This is a genomic window from Amycolatopsis sp. NPDC045836 (assembly GCF_056431745.1).
Genome location: NZ_JBWKKF010000002.1, coordinates 272,008 through 286,676 on the forward strand (window position 1 = coordinate 272,008; position 14,669 = coordinate 286,676).

Annotated in this window: 13 protein-coding genes; 5 read left to right on the forward strand and 8 right to left on the reverse strand. The window is 72.4% G+C overall.

Translation table 11 applies throughout. From position 1 onward, the window contains the following. Positions 1-70: 70 nt before the first annotated feature. From groL to AC07EG_RS04085, 5 genes are all read right to left on the reverse strand, one after another. Complete coding sequence (gene groL / locus AC07EG_RS04065; protein ID WP_478251512.1) at positions 71-1,699, reverse strand: chaperonin GroEL; 1,629 nt, start codon at positions 1,697-1,699, stop codon at positions 71-73. A 231-nt stretch (positions 1,700-1,930) separates the two neighbouring features. After that, positions 1,931-3,427 carry a serine/threonine-protein kinase gene (locus tag AC07EG_RS04070; protein WP_478251513.1) on the reverse strand — a complete coding sequence of 499 codons (1,497 nt, stop codon included), beginning with the start codon at positions 3,425-3,427 and terminating at the stop codon, positions 1,931-1,933. A 78-nt stretch (positions 3,428-3,505) separates the two neighbouring features. Next, positions 3,506-3,712 carry a cold-shock protein gene (locus tag AC07EG_RS04075; protein WP_113694765.1) on the reverse strand — a complete coding sequence of 69 codons (207 nt, stop codon included), beginning with the start codon at positions 3,710-3,712 and terminating at the stop codon, positions 3,506-3,508. Between the two features lie 95 nt (positions 3,713-3,807). Next, on the reverse strand, positions 3,808-4,401 hold the full coding sequence (locus AC07EG_RS04080) for an AIM24 family protein (protein ID WP_478251514.1): 594 nt from the start codon (positions 4,399-4,401) through the stop codon (positions 3,808-3,810). 9 nt (positions 4,402-4,410) lie between these two features. After that, entirely contained in the window at positions 4,411-5,088 is a 678-nt protein-coding gene (locus AC07EG_RS04085) for a TIGR00266 family protein (protein ID WP_478251515.1), read from the reverse strand. A 74-nt stretch (positions 5,089-5,162) separates the two neighbouring features. Here AC07EG_RS04085 and moeA point away from each other — a divergent pair, with 74 nt between their 5' ends. The 4 genes from moeA to AC07EG_RS04105 all read left to right on the forward strand — a co-directional run bounded on the left by moeA (position 5,163) and on the right by AC07EG_RS04105 (position 10,550). Then, positions 5,163-6,377: a molybdopterin molybdotransferase MoeA gene (gene moeA, locus AC07EG_RS04090; RefSeq protein ID WP_478251516.1), complete on the forward strand. Its 1,215-nt coding sequence runs from the start codon at positions 5,163-5,165 to the stop codon at positions 6,375-6,377. A gap of 222 nt (positions 6,378-6,599) precedes the next feature. Then, positions 6,600-7,304 carry a phosphatidylserine decarboxylase gene (locus tag AC07EG_RS04095; protein ID WP_478251517.1) on the forward strand — a complete coding sequence of 235 codons (705 nt, stop codon included), beginning with the start codon at positions 6,600-6,602 and terminating at the stop codon, positions 7,302-7,304. Continuing rightward, positions 7,301-8,260: a CDP-diacylglycerol--serine O-phosphatidyltransferase gene (pssA, locus tag AC07EG_RS04100; protein WP_478251518.1), complete on the forward strand. Its 960-nt coding sequence runs from the start codon at positions 7,301-7,303 to the stop codon at positions 8,258-8,260. Before AC07EG_RS04095 ends, pssA begins: the two co-directional genes overlap by 4 nt. A gap of 10 nt (positions 8,261-8,270) precedes the next feature. Beyond that, positions 8,271-10,550: an AAA family ATPase gene (locus AC07EG_RS04105; RefSeq protein ID WP_478251519.1), complete on the forward strand. Its 2,280-nt coding sequence runs from the start codon at positions 8,271-8,273 to the stop codon at positions 10,548-10,550. 213 nt (positions 10,551-10,763) lie between these two features. On the opposite strand, the gene AC07EG_RS04110 is transcribed toward AC07EG_RS04105, so the two are convergent. Then, positions 10,764-11,423: a LytR C-terminal domain-containing protein gene (locus tag AC07EG_RS04110; RefSeq protein WP_478251520.1), complete on the reverse strand. Its 660-nt coding sequence runs from the start codon at positions 11,421-11,423 to the stop codon at positions 10,764-10,766. Then, the gene (locus AC07EG_RS04115; RefSeq protein ID WP_478251521.1) at positions 11,420-11,725 is read right to left on the reverse strand and encodes a DUF3263 domain-containing protein; all 306 of its coding nucleotides are present in this window, start codon (positions 11,723-11,725) and stop codon (positions 11,420-11,422) included. Before AC07EG_RS04115 ends, AC07EG_RS04110 begins: the two co-directional genes overlap by 4 nt. Positions 11,726-11,855: 130 nt before the next feature. Here AC07EG_RS04115 and AC07EG_RS04120 point away from each other — a divergent pair, with 130 nt between their 5' ends. Further along, on the forward strand, positions 11,856-12,425 hold the full coding sequence (locus AC07EG_RS04120; RefSeq protein WP_478251522.1) for a peptide deformylase: 570 nt from the start codon (positions 11,856-11,858) through the stop codon (positions 12,423-12,425). Positions 12,426-12,447: 22 nt separating this feature from the next. Here AC07EG_RS04120 and AC07EG_RS04125 read toward each other — a convergent pair whose 3' ends face one another. Beyond that, complete coding sequence (locus tag AC07EG_RS04125) at positions 12,448-14,607, reverse strand: glycoside hydrolase family 15 protein (protein ID WP_478251523.1); 2,160 nt, start codon at positions 14,605-14,607, stop codon at positions 12,448-12,450. Positions 14,608-14,669: the final 62 nt, after the last annotated feature.

A 14,669-nucleotide genomic window follows, 5' to 3' on the forward strand; every position in this document is an offset into this window, starting at 1 on the left:
TCCTGGCAAGCGAAAAGCCCGGCCCACGCGGAGCGTGGACCGGGCCTTCGGGACTAGCGCTTGGCTGGACTCAGAAGTCCATGCCACCCATGCCGCCGGACGGGTCGGCCGGAGCGGCAGCGGCCTTCTCCGGCTTGTCCGCGACGACAGCCTCGGTGGTCAGGAACAGCGCCGCGATGGAGGCGGCGTTCTGCAGCGCGGAGCGGGTGACCTTGGTCGGGTCCGGCACGCCGGCGGCGAGCAGGTCCTCGTAGACACCCGTGGCGGCGTTCAGGCCGTGGCCCTGCGGCAGGCCCTTGACCTTCTCCACCACAACGCCGCCCTCGAGGCCGGCGTTGATCGCGATCTGCTTGAGCGGAGCCTCGACGGCGACCTTGACGATGTTCGCGCCGGTCGCCTCGTCGCCCTCGAGCTTCAGGCCCGCGAAGGCGGCCTCGGCGGCCTGCAGCAGCGCGACGCCACCACCGGCGACGATGCCCTCTTCGACGGCGGCCTTGGCGTTGCGCACCGCGTCCTCGATGCGGTGCTTGCGCTCCTTCAGCTCGACCTCGGTGGCGGCACCGGCCTTGATCACGGCCACGCCGCCGGCCAGCTTGGCCAGCCGCTCCTGCAGCTTCTCGCGGTCGTAGTCCGAGTCCGAGTTCTCGATCTCGGCGCGGATCTGGTTCACGCGACCCTGGATCTGGTCGGCGTCACCGGCACCCTCGACGATGGTCGTCTCGTCCTTGGTGATGACCGCCTTGCGGGCGCGGCCCAGCAGCGACAGGTCGGCGTTCTCCAGCTTGAGGCCGACGTCCTCCGAGATCACCTGGCCACCGGTCAGGATCGCGATGTCCTGCAGGATGGCCTTGCGGCGGTCACCGAAGCCGGGGGCCTTGACGGCCACGGACTTGAAGGTGCCGCGGATCTTGTTGACGACCAGGGTGGCCAGGGCCTCGCCCTCGACGTCCTCGGCGATGATCAGCAGCGGCTTGCCGGACTGGATGACCTTCTCCAGCAGCGGCAGCACGTCCTTGACGTTGGAGATCTTGGAGCCGTAGAGCAGGACGTACGGGTCCTCCAGCTCGGCTTCCTGGCGCTCGGCGTCGGTCACGAAGTAACCGGAGATGTAGCCCTTGTCGAAGCGCATACCCTCGGTCAGCTCGAGCTCGAGCCCGAAGGTGTTCGACTCCTCGACGGTGACGACACCTTCCTTGCCGACCTTGTCCAGCGCCTCGGCGATCAGCTCACCGATGGTGCGGTCGGCGGCCGAGATGGAAGCAGTCGCGGCGATCTGCTCCTTGGTCTCGACGTCCTTGGCGGCCTTGTGCAGCTGCTCGATGACGGCCTCGACGGCCTGCTCGATGCCGCGCTTGAGGCTGATCGGGTCGGCACCGGCGGCCACGTTGCGCAGCCCCTCGCGGACGAGGGCCTGGGCGAGCACGGTGGCGGTGGTGGTGCCGTCACCCGCGACGTCGTCGGTCTTCTTGGCAACTTCCTTGACGAGTTCGGCCCCGATCTTCTCCCACGGGTCCTCGAGCTCGATCTCCTTGGCGATGGAGACACCGTCGTTGGTGATCGTCGGCGCGCCCCACTTCTTTTCGAGCACGACGTTGCGGCCACGCGGGCCGAGCGTCACCTTGACGGCTTCGGCGAGGGTGTTCAGGCCGCGCTCGAGACCGCGGCGGGCGTCCTCGTCGAACGCGATCAGTTTGGCCATTGCGGTGTGGTCCTCCGGTATTGGGCGCCGCCGCCTCACGCGGGGGGCGGCAGGAACACTTCCTCGGCCAGGTTCGGTGCCCGCGACGGACGACCGGCTCGGTTTCCCGGCCCGGCCTCACCGTCCCGACCTCGCAGACGGGCGGTCGTGTGACCACCCGGCTGGCACTCAGGCATCCCGAGTGCTAATGCCTGTTTAGCACTCTCCCGGGGCGAGTGCAAGAAGCCCTGCTCAGCCGCCCGGCTTGATCGGGATGGAAGTGGGCGGCGGCCGGTTGCCGCCGGTCTCCCCCGGCTCGCCGGTGGCCGGGCCCTCGCCGACCGGGATGGACGGGGCGGGCTGGTTGGTGCCGCGATCGGTCGGCGCTTCCCCGCCGGTGCTGTCGTCACCGCTGGTCAGCACCAGGACGAGGACGATGCCACCGGCCACCACGACCAGGCCCACGAGCAGCCAGACCAGCCACGCCTTGCTGCTCTTCTTCTCCTCCCACGGGGACATGCCCGCGGGCGACGGCGGCCGCAACCGCATCGGGTCGCCGGGCGGCGGACCGTACCCGGGCGGGGGACCCTGCGGGGGCAGGCCCTGCGGCGGCATCCCGGGTGGCGGGCCGCCGTAACCCGGTGGCGGCGCGCCGTAGGGCAGGCCCGGCGGCGGCATGCCCGGCGGGGGTGACCCCGGCGGCACGCCCTGGGGTGGCCCGTAGCCGGGCGGCGGTTGCTGCTGCGGCGGTTGCTGAGGACCGCCCTGTCCGTACGGGTGCATCCGGGCCCCCTCGCCCTGTGGTCGCTGTTGGGGTGCGCTCTGCTGGGCCGCCGAGCTGACGGCAACCGGTTGCGGGGCCGACGGCGGGCCGACCGGCACCGGGTGGGACGGCGGGCCGGGCTGCGCGTGCTCCAGCGCCCGGCGGGCGGCGGCGATGAGCTCGACGCAGCTGCCGTAGCGGTCGCCGGCGCTCTTCGCCATGCCCTTGCGGACCACCTCGTCGATGGCGGGCGGCAACGCGACCACCCGCGACACCGACGGCGGTTCGCCCTGCAGGTGCCCCTTGATCACCGCGGGCACGTCGCCCTTGAACGGCGGGCTGCCGGTCAGGCAGGCGTAGAGCACGCAGGCCAGCGCGTACTGGTCGGTGCGCCCGTCCAGCGGTTCCCCGCGCAGGTGCTCCGGCGCGGCGTAGGTGGGCGAGCCGAGGAAGTCGCCGCCGCGGGTCCGGTGCCCGGTGGCGCCCCGCCTGGTCAGCCCGAAGTCGGCGACGTAGACGTGCTCGCGGGCCGATTCGCGGCTGGTGACCAGCACGTTCGCCGGTTTGACGTCGAGGTGCACCAGACCGCGCTCGTGCAGCGTGTCCAGTGCGTCGGCGACCTGTTCGAGCAGGCCGAGCGCGCGGTCGGGGACCATCGGCGCGCCGTTGATCAGCCCGGCGAGGTCCTTGCCGTCGACCAGGCGCATGGCGATGTAGAGCATGCCGTCGAGTTCGCCGAAGTCGTACAGCGGCACGACGTTCGCGTGGTCGATCGCCGAGGTGCTGCGTGCCTCGTCCACGAACCGCTCGCGGAACTCGGCGTCGGCGCCGAGGTGCTCGCCGATCACCTTCAACGCCACCTTGCGACCCAGTCGCACGTCGGTGGCCCGGTACATCACGCTCATGCCGCCCTTGCCGAGCACCCCGTCGATGCGGTAGTTGCCCAGCCGGCGACCGGTGAGGTCCCCCGACACATCGCCTGTCACGCCGTGCAGCCTAATGCCCGGCCGGGCCGAGCCGCTCCCGGTTCGGCGTCTCGGCGGTTTTCACCAGGTGAAAGGGGCTCAGGAGACCTTGCGCACGTCGGCCGCCTGGCTGCGGCCGTCCCGGCCCGACTGCACCTCGAACTCGACCCGGTCACCCTCGTCCAGGGTGCGGAAGCCGTCGGCCTGGATCGCCGAGTAGTGCACGAACACATCGGGACCGTCCGAGCACTCGATGAAGCCGTAGCCCTTTTCCGAGTTGAACCACTTGACCGTGCCGACCGCCACGCCCGTCCTCCTTGTGCCACGCGCCGAAGCGAAGGGTGAGGTGAAATCACGCTACCGGAACAACGGGGCCCGGCAATGGTCAATTCGTCGCAAAATCACACCGCGCTGCGGGCCTGCACCAGCACCCGGCCGGGGCCGGCGAAATCGAGGGCGAGCCCCTCGCCGGTGCGCACCGACTGCGGTCCGGACGGGTCGACCGCACGCAGCCGCACCTGCACGCCGTCCGGGTAGGCCACCAGGAAACCGGGCGTCACCGTGACGATCTCGCCGGGGTCGAGGCTGAACACCTCGACCGGACCGGCGCAGCCGAGGATCAGCGGGCCGACCCCGCCGTAGTGGTCGAGGAAACCGCTGTCACCGCCGAACAACGACTGCAACGCGGGCCAGTGCTGGTCCCGCCGGACCCCGGCGGGCCGGGCCAGCACCGCGTCCTTGGCCACCGACCAGCCCTGCGTGCCGTCGAACTCCAGCGGGTAGACGTCACCGGCCCGCTTCGGCGCCAGGTCGACCCAGCCGCCCTCGGCGGGCGCGGTGAACACCACCGGGCCGCCCTTGCGCGACGGCGCGCTGGGCGCCACGCCGAAACTGCTGGCCAGCAACGATTCCGCGGCCGCCTGCACGGCTTCGCCCGGCCCCAGCACCACCCTGGCGACCCCGAAGGCGGGCGTGTGCCGCGTGTGCACCCGCATGTCCGCGCCTTACCGCTGCGGCACCTGGGCGACGACCCAAGCCGCCAGCGCCGAGGGGTTCCTGGTCTGGGTGAGCACCTGCCCCGGTCCGGCGAAGTCGAACACCAGGCCCTCCCCGCTCTTGATCGACTGCATGATGCCGGTGGCCACCTTGCGGGTCTGCGTCTGCACGGTGTCGGCGTAGGCGACCACGTGCCCGGAGTCGATGGTGACCACTTCGCCCGGCTGCAGGGTGACCGTCTCCAGCGCGCCGTAGCAGGCCACCACCAGCTGGCCCTGGCCGTGCGCGTGGGTGAGGAAACCGCCCTCGCCGCCGACCAGGTTGCCGAAGCCGCCCCAGCGGGTCTCCGTGGTCACCGCGTGCGAGGAGGCCAGCCAGGACCCCTTGGTGACGCACCAGCCGGTGCGGCCGTCGAGGTTGATCACCTGGATGTCGCCGGGCAGGTTGGCCGCCACGTCCACCCAGCCGCCGTTCTGCGGGGCGGTGAAGGTGGAGATGAAGAAGGACTCGCCGGAGAGGAAGGCCCGGCCGAGGCCCTTCATGATGCCGCCCTGCGCCTTGGACTGGACCTGCACGCCGTAGCTGGTGGCCATCATCGCGCCGGCTTCGACCTGGGCGGGCTCGCCGGGGGCGAGCATCAGCCTGGCCACCGCGAACGACGGTTGCTGGCGGACATTGACCTGCATGGAACCCCTCCGTGACATCAGCTGATTCGCCGTGCGGCGGGGAGAGTCTTGCACGACGGGCGCCTGCGGGGAGGATGGTCCGCGTGATCTCCGTCGAACATCACCGCGCCGAAGTGACCGCACTGCTCGGCCCGAGGCCCGCCGTGCGGCTGCCACTGGCCGACTGCGCTGGGCTGATCCTCGCCGAGGACGTCACGGCAGGCGTCTCGCTGCCGCCGTTCGACAACTCCGCGATGGACGGCTACGCGGTGCGGGCGGTCGACGTGGCCGGGGCGAGCGAGGACAACCCGGTCGAACTGCCGGTCGCCGAGGACATCCCGGCCGGCCGGGTGGATTCGCCACCGCTGCGCCCCGGCACCGCGCACCGGATCATGACCGGCGCGCCGGTGCCGCCCGGCGCCGACACCGTGGTGATGGTGGAGAAGACCGACGGCGGCGCGGAAACCGTGCGCGTGTTCGCCGCCGTGCCACCGGGCAACCACCTGCGCCGCACCGGCGAGGACGTGCAGCGGGGCACGGTGGCGCTGACCCGCGGCACCCTGCTGGGCCCGGCGCAGATCGGCCTCGCGGCGGCGGTCGGCCTGGACGCGCTCGCGGTGTTCACCCCGCCGCGGGTGCTCGTGGTGTCCACCGGGACCGAACTGGTCACCGCACCCGCGCCGTTGAAGCACGGGCAGATCTACGAGTCGAACAGCGTGATGCTGGTCGCGGCGCTGCGGGCGCTCGGCTGCGAGGTGGAGACCATCCGCAGCGTGGTCGACGACGTGGCCGAGTTCCGCGCGGTGATCGAACCGCGGCTGGCCTCGGCGGACCTGCTGATCACCTCGGGCGGGGTGAGCGCGGGTGCCTACGAGGTGGTCAAGGACGCGCTGACCGGCGCGGGCGTCGAATTCCGGAAGGTGGCGATGCAGCCGGGCGGGCCGCAGGGGCTCGGCCGGTGGCACGGGGTGCCGGTGTTCACCCTGCCCGGGAATCCGGTGAGCAGCCTGGTCTCCTTCGAGGTCTTCGTCCGGCCGGCGGTGCTCGCCGCGATGGGGCACTCCATTGTGGACCGTCCGAGGGTGCGCGCGAAGCTGACCGAGCCGCTGCGTTCACCGGCTGGGAAAGCCCAGTTCCGGCGGGGCTTCTACTCCCACCACGACGGCGAGGTGACCGGCGAGGTCGGCCCGCGCGGTGGCCCGGGTTCGCACCTGCTGGCCGCCTTCGCCCAGGCGAACTGCCTGATCGTGCTGCCGGAGGACGTCACGGAAGCCCCCCAGGGCGCCGAGGTGAACGTCCTCCTGCTGTGACTTTCGGTCATCGACCCCGCACCAAGGGTGTCCATACTGCCACTGCGTGGAATACAATCCGGCTTCCGCGGGTATTCAGCCGGTGGTACCGGGCGCGTGCACTCGTCGGGGGGTGCACGTACCCGGTCGGTAACCGGCCGGACCGACTCGGGCGGTAGCGTGGCCACACCATTCGCGCGGGCGAACCGCCCCGCCGACCACGACCCCGGGGATTCAGCAGAGATGAGCGCTGGCAGCAACGTCCCAGCCAACCCGATCAAGCACGCGCTGACCTTGGCGCGGGAGACCGTGCCGCCGATGCACCGGGCCGGGCGCCCGTTCGTGCTCGGCGGGCTCGCCGCGACCCTGGTGCTGCGCCGCTTCTCCAAGCCGCTCGGCCTGCTCGCCGGGCTGGGCACGGTGGCCACCGCCGCGTTCTTCCGCGAGCCGGCCCGCGTCCCGCCGGCCCGCTCCGGGCTCGCGCTGGCCGCGGCCGACGGCCTGGTGTCGCTGATCGAGGAAGCCACCCCGCCGCCGGAGCTGGGCCTGCCCGCCGAGCCGCGGATGCGGGTGAGCGTGTTCCTGTCCGTGTTCGACGTGCACGTCCAGCGCGTGCCCGCCACCGGTGTGGTGGAGAAGGTCGCGTACCGGCCGGGCAAGTTCCTCTCCGCCGACCTGGACAAGGCCAGCGACGACAACGAGCGCAACTCCCTGCTGCTGCGCACCGAGTACGGCCACGAACTGGTCGTCACCCAGATCGCCGGGCTGGTCGCCCGCCGGATCCTGTGCGAGGTCGGCGACGGCGAGAAGGTCACCGCCGGCGACACCTACGGGCTGATCCGCTTCGGCTCGCGGGTGGACACCTACCTGCCGCCGGGCAGCCGGGTGCTGGTGAGCAAGGGCCAGCGCACGATCGGCGGCGAGACGGTCCTCGCCGAACTCCCGTGACCGTCCGGACCAATCCGGGGGTTCGGCTGCTGCCGAACGCGATCACCGTGCTGGCGCTGTGCGCCGGGCTGTCCGCCGTGCAGTTCGCGCTGACCGGCAACCACGCGATGGCGATCGCCTCGATCGGCATCGCCGCGGTGCTGGACAGCCTCGACGGCCGCATCGCCCGGCTGCTCGACGCCACCTCCAAGATGGGTGCCGAGCTGGACTCCCTGGCCGACGGCATCTCCTTCGGCGTGGCCCCGGCGCTGGTGCTCTACGTCTGGCACGCCGACGGCGAGCGCATCGGCTGGCTGGCGGCGCTGGTCTTCGCGGTGTGCATGATCCTGCGCCTGGCGCGGTTCAACACCCTGCTCGACGACACCGAGCAGCCGCCGTACGCGGCCGAATTCTTCGTCGGCGTGCCCGCCCCCGCCGGTGGGCTGCTGGTGCTGCTGCCGCTGACCATCACCCTGCAGTTCGGCGAGGGCTGGTGGACCGCGCAGCCGGTGGTGCTGGGCTGGACGGTCGCGGTGGCCGCGCTGGCGATCAGCCGGATCCCCACGCTGTCGCTCAAGACGGTCAAGGTGGCCCCGAAGGCGGTCGGCCCGCTGCTGGTGCTGGTCGGCGTGCTGGCCGCGATGATCATCCTGTACCCGCTGCTCGCGCTGGCCATCGCGCTGCTGCTGTACCTGGTGCACGTGCCCTACGCGGTGCGCCGCTACCGCTGGCTGGCCCGGCACCCCGAAGCCTGGAGCGTGCCGCCCCGCGAACGCCGGGCGATCCGCCGGGCCCGCAGCGCGCGGCGGCTCGGCCTGCGGCGGCCGCTGCGGCGGCGGGTGGCCGGGGCCGCACGCCGCGCCGTGCGCCGCAACGGCGGGCACGAGCCCGGCGGGGGCCCGCGCGGCCGTCGCCGGGATCGCGGGCGCAGCTGGCGCAGCCTCGGGTTGAGGCGCGGACCGGGCCGGGCCGACTAGGGTTCGTGGCGTGAGTTCGCCGCAGATCACGCTGACCGTCCGCCACAGCCCGTCCGCCACCGACACCCGGCGCGGGGTGGTCCGCCTGCACCCGGAGGTGCTCGACGCGCTGGGCCTGCGGGCCTGGGACGCGGTGCACCTGACCGGGGCGCGCGTGAGCGCGGCGCTGGCCGCACCGTCCGACGGCGACGGTCCGCCCGGGGTGGTGCTGGTCGACGACGTGACCATGTCGAACCTCGGGGTGACCGAGGGCGCGGAGGTGGTGGTGGCCCCGGCCGAGGTGGCCGCCGCCCGGTCGGTCACCGTCGCCGGTTCGCGGCTGGCCAGCGCCTCGCTGCCGCCCGCCACCGTGCGGCTGGCGCTGATCGGCAAGGTGCTCACCGTCGGGGACGCGGTTTCCCTGCTGCCGCAGGACCTCGCGCCGCCGCCCGGCGCGGACGTGTCCGCGGTGCGCAGCAAGCTGTCCAACGCCATCGGCGGCACGTGGACCAGCGAACTGCTGACCGTCACCGCCGCCGAGCCATCCGGTCCGGTTGCGGTCGGACCGTCCACTGTGGTCGCCTGGCGGGACGGGGCGCGCACCGGCGACGCGGTGCCGCCGCCGCCGGCGGGGTCCTCCGCCCCCGGCACCGCGATGACCGTGGCCACGGCCGCCCCGCAGTCCACTGTGGACGACTTCATCGACGCCGAGGTGGTCGAGGAGGCCGACGAGGAGCCGGTGCCGCCGATCGCCGACCTGGCCGGTGCGGCGGCGTGCGCCCGGCGGCTGGCCGAGTGGTTCGAACTCGCCTTCCGCCGTCCCGAACTGCTGGCGAAACTGGGCACCTCCGCCCGGCTCGGCGTGCTGGTCTCCGGGCCGGAGGGCGTCGGCAAGACCACGCTGGTGCGCTCGGTCGGGCAGGCCGAACAGGTGCGCGTGGTCACCCTGGCCGCGCCGAACATCGCCGTGCTGGAAGCGAACGCGGCGGCGGCCCGGCTGAACGAGGCGATCGAGCGCACCGCCGGTGGGCCCACCCCGGCCGTGCTGCTGATCACCGACATCGACACGCTGCTGCCCGCGTCTTCCCCGCCACCGGTGGCCACCGTGCTGCTGGAGCAGTTGCGCGGCGCGCTCGCCCGGCCCGACGTGGCGCTGGTCGCCACGACGGCGCACCCGGAGGCCGTCGACCCGCGGCTGCGGGCCGGTGACCTGCTCGACCGGGAGCTGTCGCTGGCGCTGCCGGACGCCAAGGTGCGCACGGAGCTGCTGCGCATCCTGCTGCACGACGTGCCGCTCGACGGGGACGTGGAGCTCGGCGCGATCGCCGAGCGCACCCCGGGTTTTGTCGCCGCGGACCTGATCGCGTTGCGCCGCGAGGCCGCGTTGCGGGCCGCGCTGCGGCAGCGGGACACCGACGAGCCGGTGATCGGCGCGCAGGACCTGCTCGACGCGGTCACCAGCGTGCGGCCGATCTCGATGTCCACTTCGGACAACCTGGCCACCGGCGGGCTGACGCTGGAGGACGTCGGGGACATGGCCGAGGTGAAGCAGTCGCTCACCGAGACGGTGCTGTGGCCGCTGCGCTACCCGGATTCCTTCGCCCGCCTCGGTGTCGCGCCCCCGCGGGGCGTGCTGCTGTACGGGCCGCCGGGTGGTGGCAAGACCTTCCTGGTGCGGGCGCTCGCCGGTACCGGGGCGCTGAACGTGTTCGCGGTCAAGGGCGCCGAGCTGATGGACAAGTGGGTCGGCGAGTCGGAGCGGGCGGTGCGGGAGCTGTTCCGGCGGGCCGCCGAAGCCGCGCCGTCACTGGTGTTCCTGGACGAGATCGACGCACTGGCACCACGACGCGGGCAGTCCAGCGACTCGGGGGTGTCGGACCGGGTGGTCGCCGCGCTGCTGACGGAGCTGGACGGCGTGGAGCCGATGCGGGAGGTCGTGGTGCTCGGCGCGACGAACCGCCCGGAGCTGGTCGACCCGGCGCTGCTCCGCCCCGGCCGCCTGGAACGCCTCGTCTACGTCCCCCCGCCCGACGCCGGTGCCCGAGCCGCCATCCTGCGGGCCAGCTCGAAGAACACCCCGCTGGCCGCCGACGTGGACCTCGAGGCGCTGGCGTCCACTTTGGACCGCTACTCCGCCGCGGACTGCGCCGCCCTCATCCGGGAAGCCGCCCTCACCGCCATGCGCGAGTCGCTGGACGCCACCGAGGTCACCGCCGCCCACCTGGAGCAGGCCCGCGGTGCCGTCCGCCCGTCCCTGGACCCGGCCCAGCTGGCCGCCTTGAACGCCTACGCCAGCAATCGCCCCACCTGACAACTCGTTTCGAATGGTCGGCGTGCCCGCCGGCTGTAGTTGATCGAGATTGGGCACGCCGTCCGGCGACGGCTGCGGGATTGGACCGAAGCGGGTGTGTTCGACGCGGTGCACGAGTTGCTGCTGGACGACTCCGACCACCACCGCAAGGCACCTCCACGCGCACTCAGCCAGGGGACTGAGCGCGCGGCTCGGGGCCGGAGCCGCAACGGCTCACTTGCCCTTGGTGTTCGCGCCCCGGTAGTCGTTGGTGACGATGACGATGACGCCGCCGCTGGAGTGGGCGATGCCTTCGAAGCGGGGTTCGACCCGCATCCCGAAGGCGGCGCCAAGGGCCCGTGCGGCGGTTTCCTCGTCCGCGACGCCCGGGCGGAAGTACGCGGTGGTGGTCGGGATGATGCCGCCCGCGTAGTTGCTCGTCTCGGCGACGTTCCAGCCCTGCGCCCGGAAGTCGTCGCCGGCGCGGGCGGCCAGGCCGTGGATGGTGCTGTTGTTGTACACCCGCACGGTGACCCACTTGGCCGACGCCTGGTGCTCTTCCGGCGTGCCACCGGGCGGCACCGGCACCGGCTGGCCGGTCGGCGGGACCGGGTCCTGCGGTGCGTTCGGGTCACCCGGCGGCGGCGCGCCCGGCGACGAAGGCGGCGGCGCACCGGGGGTCGGCGCCGGTGGCGACGCGGGCGGCGGGTCCTGCGGGCCGCCGGTCTCCCCCGGCGGCGGCGCGGGCTCGGCGGTCGGCGACGGTGCGGCGGTGTCGCCGCCGTTGTCCCCGCCGTTCAGCGAAACGACTCCGCCGGTCACCGCGGCCACCAGGGCCAGGCCGATGAGTACGAAGCCGGCCAACCGCAGCGGCCGCCCCTGGAACAGGCTCATGGCAGATCTATCCCCAACCGTCGTGCCGCGCGGGTCCGCTGACGGGCGGCACGCGTCTTGCGCAGGCGCTTGACCAGCATCGGGTCCGCCTGCATCGCCTCGTGTTTGTCGATCAACTGGTTCAGCACCTGGTAGTACCGCGTGGACGACATGGCGAACAGCTCGCGGATGGCCTGTTCCTTCGCCCCGGCGTACTTCCACCACTGCCGCTCGAAGGCCAGGATCTCCTGCTCGCGCGGCGAAAGCCCGGCGTCGGCGTCCGGCGGACGGCGACGGCGAGCCATCGACTCCGCGGCGTCCATCTGTGGGCCCTCGCCTTCCCGAAACACACGGTTGTCGTTTCCGCGGCGCCCATTAGATCACGCGCGTAGCCGTCCGGCCCGGCATCACACCCGGCGCGTCACGCCGGAGCCCTCGGTAAGCTCCCGCACCGTGACCGTGCACCCCATCGTGATCGCCGGCGAGCCCGTGCTGCACCAGCCCACGCGTGAGATCGACAAGTTCGACGACGAGCTGCGCACCCTCGCCGACGACATGTTCGAGACCATGTACGCCGCGCGCGGGGTCGGCCTCGCCGCCAACCAGATCGGCCTCGACCTGCGCATCTTCGTCTACGACTGCCACGACGACGAGGGCGTGCAGCACAAGGGCGTGGTGGTCAACCCGAAGCTGGAGACCTCCGAGGTCCCGGAGACCATGCCGGACCCGGACGACGACTGGGAGGGCTGCCTGTCCGCCCCCGGCGAGTCGTACCCGACCGGCCGGGCGAGCTGGGCGAAGGTGACCGGCCAGGACCTCGACGGCAACCCCATCGAGGTGGAGGGCACCGGCTACTTCGCGCGCTGCCTGCAGCACGAGACCGACCACCTGGACGGGTACATCTACCTGGACCGCCTCGTCGGCCGGTACGCCCGTGAGGCCAAGCGCATGCTCAAGCGGAACAAATGGGGCGTTCCGGGCAACTCGTGGCTGCCGGACCCGGAGCACGACCCCGAGGACTGAGCGTCCCCGGGGTCGACCCGGCTCAGCAGGGACCGAGGTAGCGGCACCGCACCACGGCGGGCTGCTCGACCACCCTCTTCTCCTGCACCGACCACGCCAGGCGGACGTACTGCGCGTGCGTCCAGGCCAGCGGCGTCGCCGACTGGTTGCCCTTGCCGGTCGGGAAGCCCGGCTGACCCGACGGCGCGTTCTCGTCCCACACCTGCTCGGGCATGGTGTCGCCGGTCCCGGCCACCCGGCCGAGGTCGCGCAGCCGCCGCTTCGCCGCGCCCAGCTCGCCGTCGGCCAGTTCGTACTCCCCGCGTTCACCGGCGAGCAGCGGCCACAGCCTGCCGAAGGTCTGCCGCGAACCCGGCGGCAGGTTCATCTCCCACTGCGAGCCGTCGGCGCGCTCGCCGTAACCGTCACCGGTGTAGCGGTGCCAGAACTGGCCGGTCGGCGTGGTGAACGAGATCTCCGCGTCGACCACTTCGAGGCTGTTGCGGATCACCGGGTCGTCGGGTGCGTAGATGCCGAGGCGCACCAGTTCGAGGAACCCGGCGTCGGCGACGGCGCGCTGGTCGGCGTCGTAGCTGGAGTTGCCCAGGTTGTAGACCGTGCCGTTGTTCGCGTTGCCGTCCTTGGTCAACCGCACGAAGTACGGGTCGTCGGAGAGCGGGCCGTTGGTGGTCACGGTCCACTGGGCGAGCTCGCCCTTGAACTCGTCGGCCTTGGCCAGGTACCGCTCGGCGGCGGCCGCGTCGCCGTGCCCCTTCGCCAGTTCCGCCGCGCACACCAGCCCGGCGATCACCGACGCGATGGTGGACGGCGAGTACCCGTCCTGCTCCTCCCAGCGTTCCTGCTGCGACCACGGCGACGCCTGGCCGTCCGGACCGCGGTAGTCGATCAGGAAGTCGGCGGCCCTGCGGACGTTCGGCCACAGCGACGCGTCGATGCCCACCTGCTGCGCCAGCACGATCGGCAACGCGGTTTCGTCGAGCTGGATCGAGGTCCAGTACGGGGTGCCGTCGACGTCGGTGTTCTGCGCGAGGTGCCCGTCGGGCTGCTGCTGCCTGGTGAACATGTACTCGATCGACCGCTCGGCGGCGCCCCGGTCGCCGGCGGCCAGCATGCCGGTGGCGATCTGGTACAGGTCACGCGGCCACACCAGGTGGTAGGTGCCCGAGGGCAGCCAGCCGGGGCCGTTGTCGCCGAACTGCCACGGCATGCTCGGTGACGCGATGAACGCGCCGGGGTTCTGCTTGTCCTCGCCGGCGGCGAGCATCAGCATCGACGCCTCGTACAGGTCCCGGTTGCCCGCCACCGACGGCGGCACCCCCTTGAGACCACGCAGGTAGCCGCGCCAGCCGGCCTCGTTCGCCCGGCGGGCCGGGCCGAACCCGGTGCCGAGCGACGCCTTCGCGGTGGCGGCGGCCTGGTCGCCGAAGCTCAGCGACAGCGTCGCGCGCCGCGACCCGAGCCCGTCGGCGGCCAGCTGCCCGGTCTGCACGACGTTTCCCTCGCCCGCCGTGTCGTAGCGCTTCAGCCGGTAGGTCTTCAGCAGCTGGGTGGCGCCGTCCGAGGTGCCGGAGAAACCGTTGCTGGTCTTGGTGAACGCCGGGTTCGCGGCCAGCGCGGAGGTCACTTCACCGTCCGTGGCGACCAGGGTGTCGCCCTCGGTCCTCGCCGAGTCGTCGGTGCCGTTGTTGGTCAGGTCCGGGTCCAGCACCGCGTAGAGCTGGTACGGCTCGCCGGTCAGCGAGGTGAAGTCGAGGTCGACCAGCACGCTGGCGCGCTTCGGGTCGGTGACGTAGGTCTTGCGCAGCTTCCAGCGCTTCCTCTCGTCGGTGACCGTCTGCTCGTAGGTGAGGCCGTCCACCCGGCGCACCTGCTCGAACTTCGCGTCGGCGTCCGTGGCGGCGAAGCTCTCACCGTCCGTCACCACGAAGCCGAGCGACCGGATGCTCGGCGTGGACAGGTCCGGGTGGTAGACGTCGGACAACTGACCACTGTGGAGGGTGAACCAGACGTTGCTCGCCTGGTCGCGGGACCCGCCGAACCCGGTTTTCCCCGCGGGCAGCCAAAGCGGGTGGGCGCCCGGCCCGCCGGGGGCGGCTCCGCCCGCCGGTTCCGCCGCGGCCACCGCCGGTAACGCTCCCGCGGCCAGCACCCCCGCCAACGCGTAGCTCAACGACCTGCGCATGCTCACCCCAATCTGCACCGTTACAGAAGCGCGCCCATTCTGCTCGGTACCGATTCGCCGCG